The sequence below is a fragment of the Megamonas sp. Calf98-2 genome, from assembly GCF_900110235.1.
GTDB classification, from domain to species: Bacteria; Bacillota; Negativicutes; order Selenomonadales; family Selenomonadaceae; genus Megamonas; species Megamonas funiformis.
The window spans coordinates 1-8672 of sequence record NZ_FOCY01000018.1 but is presented as its reverse complement, the minus strand read 5'-3'; the positions used below and the strand labels follow the sequence as shown (position 1 = coordinate 8672).

General features: G+C 33.6%; 7 protein-coding genes and 1 other annotated feature. All 7 genes read right to left on the bottom strand.

Annotated elements, in window-relative coordinates; translation table 11 throughout:
• Positions 1-155 precede the first annotated feature (155 nt).
• Entirely contained in the window at positions 156-1442 is a 1287-nt protein-coding gene (locus tag BMX03_RS06705; RefSeq protein WP_015561778.1) for an ArsB/NhaD family transporter, read from the bottom strand.
• Positions 1443-1503: 61 nt separating this feature from the next.
• Complete coding sequence (gene alr, locus BMX03_RS06700) at positions 1504-2685, bottom strand: alanine racemase (protein WP_022227754.1); 1182 nt, start codon at positions 2683-2685, stop codon at positions 1504-1506.
• Positions 2686-2756: 71 nt separating this feature from the next.
• A complete protein-coding gene (locus BMX03_RS06695) occupies positions 2757-3404 on the bottom strand; it encodes a TatD family nuclease-associated radical SAM protein (RefSeq protein ID WP_091694510.1) in 648 nt (215 codons plus the stop codon).
• Between the two features lie 152 nt (positions 3405-3556).
• The gene (locus tag BMX03_RS06690) at positions 3557-4387 is read right to left on the bottom strand and encodes a pyridoxamine kinase (protein WP_008539521.1); all 831 of its coding nucleotides are present in this window, start codon (positions 4385-4387) and stop codon (positions 3557-3559) included.
• On the bottom strand, positions 4388-6040 hold the full coding sequence (ilvD, locus tag BMX03_RS06685; protein WP_022227752.1) for a dihydroxy-acid dehydratase: 1653 nt from the start codon (positions 6038-6040) through the stop codon (positions 4388-4390). It abuts the gene before it with no gap.
• Between the two features lie 211 nt (positions 6041-6251).
• Complete coding sequence (locus BMX03_RS06680; RefSeq protein WP_015561781.1) at positions 6252-7913, bottom strand: 2-isopropylmalate synthase; 1662 nt, start codon at positions 7911-7913, stop codon at positions 6252-6254.
• Positions 7914-7961: 48 nt separating this feature from the next.
• Positions 7962-8200 (bottom strand) — a binding site (T-box leader).
• 251 nt (positions 8201-8451) lie between these two features.
• On the bottom strand, positions 8452-8672 hold a 221-nt coding region (locus BMX03_RS06675; protein WP_143052072.1), incomplete at its 5' end, for a zinc ribbon domain-containing protein.

The following is an 8672-nucleotide window of genomic DNA, read 5'->3' as shown; positions in this document are numbered from 1 at the left end:
AATTTCCTTTTAAAACCATTTTAATTGCTTTAACTTTAAATTCATTTGAGTATTTAGTCATAAAAAAACTGCACCTCCAAAAGTTGTTTTGTGTCCAACTTTTGGGGTGCAGTTCATTCTAATCTCTAGGCTTTTTCATTAAAATTATATAACTATTATAGATATCTAATATATACATATATACTTGCTACAATAATAGATAAAATCATGAGTGGAAAAGCTATTTTCAAATAGCTGATAAAGGATAATTTTTCACCATGAGCACTTGCCATACCTGCTACTACTACATTGGCACTTGCACCAATAAGTGTACCATTACCACCAAGACAAGCACCTAAAGACAATGCCCACCAAAGTGGTTCAAGATTAGTCATACCCATAGCGCCCATTTCCTTAATCATAGGAATAAGCGTAGCTACAAAAGGAATGTTATCAATAAATGCTGAAGCAATAGCACTGAGCCATAAGATAAGCATTGTGGAAGCTGTAACATTTCCAGATGTTATTTTTATAGCTTCTGCTGCCATAGCCTTGATAACGCCAGTTTCTACTAAACCGCCAACTAAAATAAACAAACCAACAAAGAAGAAAATAGCAAGCCATTCCAAACGACTTAAGATATTGGCAATTCTTTTTTCACGTCTACTTACAGTGATTAACATCAATAAAGATGCACCTGCCAGAGCTACTGTTGCTGATTCTAAACCAAGTTGAGCATGGAACATAAAAGTAATGATAGTCAAGAATAACACTGTTAAACATTTTTTCAATAACAATGTATCTTTTAATTCTTCTTTTTCATTCATTCCCATTACTTGTTCTTGTAATGCAGTTGTAGTATGCAATTTTTTATGATATATAGCAATTATTATGGCTATAGTGATAGCAAAAATAACTATACAAATATCACCTAAATTAGTCAAAAATGCCATAAAATCCATTTCAGGAACAGCACTACCGATCATAATATTTGGTGGGTCACCGATAAGTGTTGCTGTACCACCGATATTAGAAGACATAATCTGTGCAATCAAAAATGGCTGTACTGGTATTTTTAGCTGTGCTGTAATACTAAAAGTTACAGGTACTGTCAATAAAACAGTAGTTACATTGTCTAAAAAAGCAGAACAAACAGCTGTAAGTGCAGATAATGCTACTAATAATTTCACTGGGTTGGCTTTTACTTTTTTTGCTGCCCAAATAGCCAAATAATTAAACAATCCTGTTTCACTGGTAATATTAACCATAATCATCATACCAGTAAGCAAACCAATCGTATTAAAATCAATGTGATGGATTGCTTGGTCTTGTGATAATATGCCCATAATAATCATAACCATAGCACCTGTCAAAGCCACTATAGTACGATGTATTTTCTCTGAAATAATCAACATATAGGCAATGACAAATACAGCTATAGCTATATAAGCACTACTATCCATCAATAATCACTTTCTTTCCTAAAAGATATTTATAATCATTTAAAATCTATTTAAATAAATTTTAAATATTATACATACTAATAGCTAAATCACTTAAATATGATTTATAAAATTTCATCTTATTATTTTGTATATAAAATCTAGGTACACGACGAGAAATCATGCAAGTTATTTCATAATTTATAGTTCCCAATTTTTCAGCCAATTCATCAGCTAAAATACATTCATCACCTTGTTTACCAAAGAGAACTACTTCATCGCCTACTTGTACATTTTCGATATCTGTAACATCAACCATGCACTGGTCCATGCAGATATTACCTACTACTTTTGCACGCTTACCATGTATCAATACTTCTGCTTTTCCAGATAATAATCTAGTATAGCCATCAGCATAACCTACAGGTATAGTGGCAATCACGCGAGTATCTTTAGCTATAAATTTATGACCATAACTTACACCTTCGCCAGCATGTATAGTTTTTACATGTGTTACTTCACATTTAAAACTCATAGCTGGTTTTAAACCAGTATTGCTGATATCAACTTCATCTGATGGTGCCATGCCATATAATATCACTCCAGCACGTACCATATCATAATGATATTCTGGTAAATCAATAATAGTAGCACTATTAGCACAATGATGTACATTGGCCTTCACTCCAGCTTTGGCCACTTCATCACAAACCCATTTAAAACGTTTATATTGAGTATGTGTAAAAGTTTTATCTGCACAATCGGCTAAACAAAAATGAGTGAACATACCTTCTATTTTTACATTAGGTAATTTGCTTATTTTTACAATTTCTTCTACAGCTTCTTTTGTTGGTTGATAGCCAATGCGTTGCATACCGCTATCTATAGCTATATGAAATACCACTTCACTTTGTTGTTTTACAGCTTCCTCAGAAAAAAGTCTTGCCTGTTCATAATCAAAGATACATACATCAATTCCATAAGCAATAGCTTCACTAGCTCTCACTGGATTTGTATAACCCAAGATAAAAATAGGAGCTATAATACCTTGATGACGAAGTTCTAGCCCTTCATCTAAACGTGCTACAGCCAATCTATCAGCACCATTTTCCAATAAAGTTTTAGCTAAAGTTACAGAACCATGACCATAAGCATCTGCTTTGATTACAGCTGCCACTTCTTTTGATTTTGCCATCTTTCGTATAATTTGCATATTCTGTGCAATTACATCTAAATCAATTTCTGTCCACAATAATCTTATCATTTCGGACTCCACAATCTATTCGCTTCCATTCTTAATCATTCTAGTACATTTCAATTTACAAATACTATTTTTTAATTTGCTTCATAACGACGAATACGCAAATTCAAGCTATATTCTTCACAAACCTTTTTACAAGCATTGATTTCATCTTCGCCGATAATATCCACTATAGTTACTACTACATTTGGAATGTAATTTTTGCAATCCACTGCAAAATCAAGCATAGCTTTATAAGATTTTATACCAAAACGACTGCGTGTAACTTCTAAATATTTTTCTGACGTAGATTCATTCAAACTAATAGAAATGGTATTTAATAAGCCTTTAAATAACATAGCTGTTTTTTTACCATATTCTAAATCGCTTAAACCATTTGTATTCATTCTAACTTTAATACTTGGATATGTTTGCTGTAGAAAAGTCAATAATTTTACCAAGTCATCTAAACGCATAGTTGGTTCACCAAAGCCACAGATGACGATATCTGCTACATTTTCCATAGGTGCATTTAAAAATGCTTGTTTTATCTCTTCTAATGAAGGTTCGCCATCTTTTAACCATAATTTATGGTCATCTTTTAGATGACGCAAACAAAATGTGCAATTACAATTACATCTATTGGTAAAATTTACATACATATTGAATTTTTCTTTAGGAAATAATTTAACTTTTTCACTAAAATCAATATATCCATTATTATGTAATGTATATAATATCATTTAATCACCTTTTCCTTGTTACAATATAACATAAAAATTATAGCCTTTTAGCTTCTAAACTTCAATATAAAATCATATTTATAAGTAATAAATAAGCTTTAATTCTACCAACTACATTGTTTAGTAAAATTAAAGCTTATTTTTGTACGCTATTATTTTAAATCAGTTAAATATTCTTCAAAACATAGGCCATAATTCCATGGCACATTTAAAGAATTAGTATATGCCATTGCTTTTCCTACAAAATCAGCTGCTTTTTGCACTGCTTTCGGTAAAGCTTCTTCACGAACTAAACAAGCTGTCAAGATAGCCACAAAAGCATCTCCTGTACCTGAATGTTCTTCTGGTATGCGATTATTCTCTTGCATACATGGATTTTTACCTTGCTCATAAATATAATTATAAACTTTGTCAGCTGTTTCATTGACAAGACCTGTGATTACAATTTGCTTTACGCCTTTAGTAGCTATAGCTTGTGCCATTTTTAATAACTCAGCTTCAGTTGGCATTTTATCTGGATATTCTATATCCAATAATTGACAAACCTCCGTTAAATTCGGCGTTAAAACATCAGCCACATTCAATAATTGTCGCATCTTTAAACAAAGTTCTTCATTATAAGAAGAATACAATTTTCCGCCATCGCCCATCACTGGGTCAACGACAAACAAAGTATTTTCTTTTTTAAAGCGTCTTGCAAATTCTAATACAAGTTCAATCTGGTCTTTAGAACCTAAAAAACCTGTCAAAATACCATCAAATTCTAAATTCAAAGCTTGCCAATTATCCATATGAGCTTTCATATGACGAGTATAATCGTCCATATAATGTACAGGAAAACCAGTATGCGCTGCTAAAATTGCAGTAGGAAGCGGACAAGCTTGTATCTTTAAAGCTGAAATCAACGGCAATTGTACTGTTACAGAACAGCGACCAAAACCTGTTATATCATTTATTAAAGCAATTCTTTTTTGTTTATTCACTTACTCTAAAACAGCTCCTGTGCTAGCAGATGTTGTAAGTTTTGCATAACGGGAAAGATATCCTGTTTTTACTTTTGGTTCAGGTTTTACCCAATTAGCTTTACGTTTATCCATTTCTTCATCACTGATTAATACATTTAATTTACGATTTGGAATATCGATATCAATGATATCGCCATCTTCAAGATATGCGATTGGACCGCCAGCCATAGCTTCTGGAGATACGTGACCGATACAAGCACCACGAGTAGCACCAGAGAAACGACCATCTGTGATAAGAGCTACTTTTAAGCCCATACCTGCGATAACAGCAGTTGGATTGAGCATTTCACGCATACCAGGGCCACCTTTTGGACCTTCATAGCGGATTACTACTACATCGCCATCTTTGATTTTGCCACCAGTAATGGCTTCGATAGCTTCTTCTTCAGAATTAAAGCATTTTGCTGTACCTTTATAGCAAAGCATATCTTCTGTTACTGCACTAGCTTTTACTACTGCATAATCTGGAGCTAAATTACCTTGTAATATAGCGATACCACCTGTTGGACGGTATGGTGCTTCTACTGTTTTGATTACATCAGCACGCTGAATTTCGCTATTTTTTATTCTATCTTCAACAGTTCCTGTTACTGTGAGTGCATCTAAATGAATAAGACCTTTTTTGCTGAGTTCATGCATTACTGCACAAACACCGCCAGCTTCATTTAAATCTTGCATATGATGAGTACCAGCTGGACTTAATTTTGTGATATAAGGTGTTTTAGCACTGATTTCATCAAATAATGGAGCTGGAAGTTTAATACCTGCTTCATGTGCAATTGCTGTAAGATGAAGTACAGTATTAGAAGAACCACCAATACCCATATCTACAGTGATTGCATTTTCAAATGCTTTTTGAGTTAAAATATCACGAGGTTTAATATCTTTTGCAATTAAATCCATGATTACATGACCAGCTTGTTTGGCAAGTGAAATTCTAGCACCAGTATAAGCAGCTGGAATTGTACCATTGCCAGGAAGACCCATACCTAATACTTCTGTTAAAGTATTCATTGTATTAGCTGTAAATAATCCAGAACAAGAACCGCAACCTGGGCAAGCTTTTGCTTCTAAATCATACATTTCATCTTCTGTGATTTTGCCAGCTGTAAATTTACCAGCAGCTTCAAAAGTTGTACTTACGCTGACATCTTTACCTTGATAGCGACCAGCAAGCATAGGACCACCACTTACTACTACGCAAGGGATATTCAAACGAGCAGCAGCCATGAGCATACCAGGAACGATTTTATCGCAGTTTGGAATAAGTACCAAACCATCAAAAGCATGAGCTGTTGCTACAGCTTCGATAGAATCAGCAATTAATTCACGGCTAGCCAAGGAGAATTTCATACCAGGGTGTCCCATAGCAATACCATCGCAAACACCAATAGCTGGGAATTCAATAGGTGTACCGCCAGCAGCAGCTACGCCGAGTTTTGCTGCATCAGCAATTGTACGTAAATGAATATGACCTGGAATTATTTCATTAAAAGCATTTACAATACCAACTAATGGTTTTTTCAAATCTTCTGGGCCATATCCCATAGCATTAAATAAAGCACGATGTGCTGAACGAGTTGCACCTTTTTTTACTAAATCACTTCTCATGAACAAACCACCTTTTCTATCTACATATAATGTATAAACAATAAATTTATTATACTAACATATTAATCATATATACAAATAAATTTCTTTAGTTGCACCTTTTTTACTAAATCACTTCTCATGAACAAACCACCTTTTCTATCTACATATAATATATAAACAATAAATTTATTATACTAACATATTAATCATATATACAAATAAATTTCTTTTAATCCATGCGATTAACTGCACTGATTAAAGCTTTTATGGAAGCAGTGATGATATCTGTATCCATACCAGCACCCCAGTATGTTTTACCATTTTCTGCTGTAATACCTACGTATGCCATAGCTCTTGAAGTAGCACCGATTTCCATAGCATGTTCACTATAAATCAAATTATCATATTTGATGCCAAATTCTTTTTGTATAGCATTACTTGCAGCATCAAAGCGACCATTACCCTGTGTTTCTACTACAACTTCATGACCATGTTTCATCAAATGTACATTACCTTTAAATGTGCCATCTGCTTGTTTATTCAAGACAAAATCAATCAATTTATATGGTTCTTCAACATTTACATAATTGTCTTGGAAAATCTGATAAATTTCTTCTGGCATAAGTTCTTTATGTTTATGGTCAGATACACCTTTTACGCAATAACCGAAGTCTTCACGCATTTTCTTAGGCATGTTAAGACCATATTTTTGTTCCATAACATAAGCTACGCCACCCTTACCAGATTGGCTATTGATGCGAATAACATCTGCATCATATTGACGACCAACATCTTGTGGGTCAATTAAAAGATATGGAACAGTCCAATGTGGTTCATCATTTTCTTCACGCCATTTCATACCTTTAGCGATAGCATCTTGGTGAGAACCAGAGAATGCTGCAAATACGAGTTTACCAGCATATGGTTGACGTTCATATACATGCATACGAGTTACGCGTTCATACATTTCAATGATTTCTGGCATATTGGAAAAATCAAGTTTAGGGTCAACGCCTAAGGCAAACATATTCATAGCGATAGTGATAATATCGGCATTACCTGTACGTTCACCATTACCAAAGAGAGTACCTTCAATACGGTCAGCACCAGCGAGTAAGCCCATTTCAGAATCTGCAACGCCTGTGCCACGGTCATTATGTGGGTGAAGTGATAATACTACATTTTCACGATATTTGAGATTTTGAGAAATATATGCTATCTGACTTGCATATACATGAGGCATGGACATCTGCACTGTTGCAGGTAAATTAATGATAGCTTTTCGATCGCTTGTTGGTTGCCATACATCTAAAACAGCATTACATACTTCTAAAGCAAATTCTGGTTCTGTTCCTGTGAAACTTTCTGGAGAATATTCAAAACGATAATTTGCTCCTGCTTGTTCAGTTAAATCTTTAAGTAATTTTGCACCATCAATAGCGATTTGTTTGATTTCTTCTTTTGATTTTCTAAATACTTGTTGGCGCTGTGCTACAGAAGTGGAATTATACACATGAACTATAGCATTTTTTACACCTTTTAATGCTTCAAAAGTTCTTTTGATAATATGTTCACGAGCTTGAGTCAATACCTGTACCGTTACATCATCAGGAATTAAATCTTGTTCTACCAATGTACGCAAAAATTCAAATTCAGTTTCGGAAGCTGCTGGAAAACCTACTTCAATTTCTTTAAATCCGATTTCTACAAGGCGTTTATAAAATTCGATTTTTTCCTCTAAGCTCATAGGAATAATCAAAGATTGATTACCATCACGAAGGTCTACGCTACACCATGTAGGAGCTTTGTCCACATATTCTTTTTGAGTCCAACTCATGTCTACTGTTGGTGGCATAAAATAACCTTTAGTATATTTATTAACATTCATCATTATGTATTCCTCCAATAACAATTTATAAAAAAAGCTTTCATCTCTAAAACTAGAGACGAAAGCTGTACTTACGCGTTACCACTCTTATTCATGTAAAAATATCTACATGCACTCATTTTTAAACTCAATATAACGGTCGAGTACCGACTTAACCTAATTATCTATAATCTAAGATGTTCAGCTAGCTATTCCAAGGCGAGTTCAAAAAATCTTCCTTACTGTTTTGCACCAATCAACAGCTCTCTGTAAAAGAAAATAATTTTACTATTCCTTTTCTTCATATTTTTATATTTATAATTGTTTAATATTGCTGTTTAATACCTTATCATATAGCATAATTTTTTGCAAGTGTTTTGTATACAAATTTACATTTTATTTTAAAGAATTGACATCTTTATAGAAATCTTTTACTGCTCTAGTGATGTACTCCCACCACTTTCGCTATCGCTTAGAAGTGGGGGCTTCTTGTTCGATACAACTTTTGTTGTAAGCATAAGCAAGCTATCCCCGTGCATCCCACGGTTCTTTATTTTTTATTTTATCCTAAGACTATTCTCATGCCTTCATTTCTTATATTTATCGCTGCATTTATGTCTCTATCATGCACTACTTTACAATTTGGGCATTTCCATTGTCTTATAGACAAATCTTTTACTTCTTTATTTTTATATCCACAATTACTACAAATTTGCGAACTTGCAAAATATTTCCCTACTTTTACTAATTTCTTTCCTACTTCTTTACTCTTATAATCTAAAA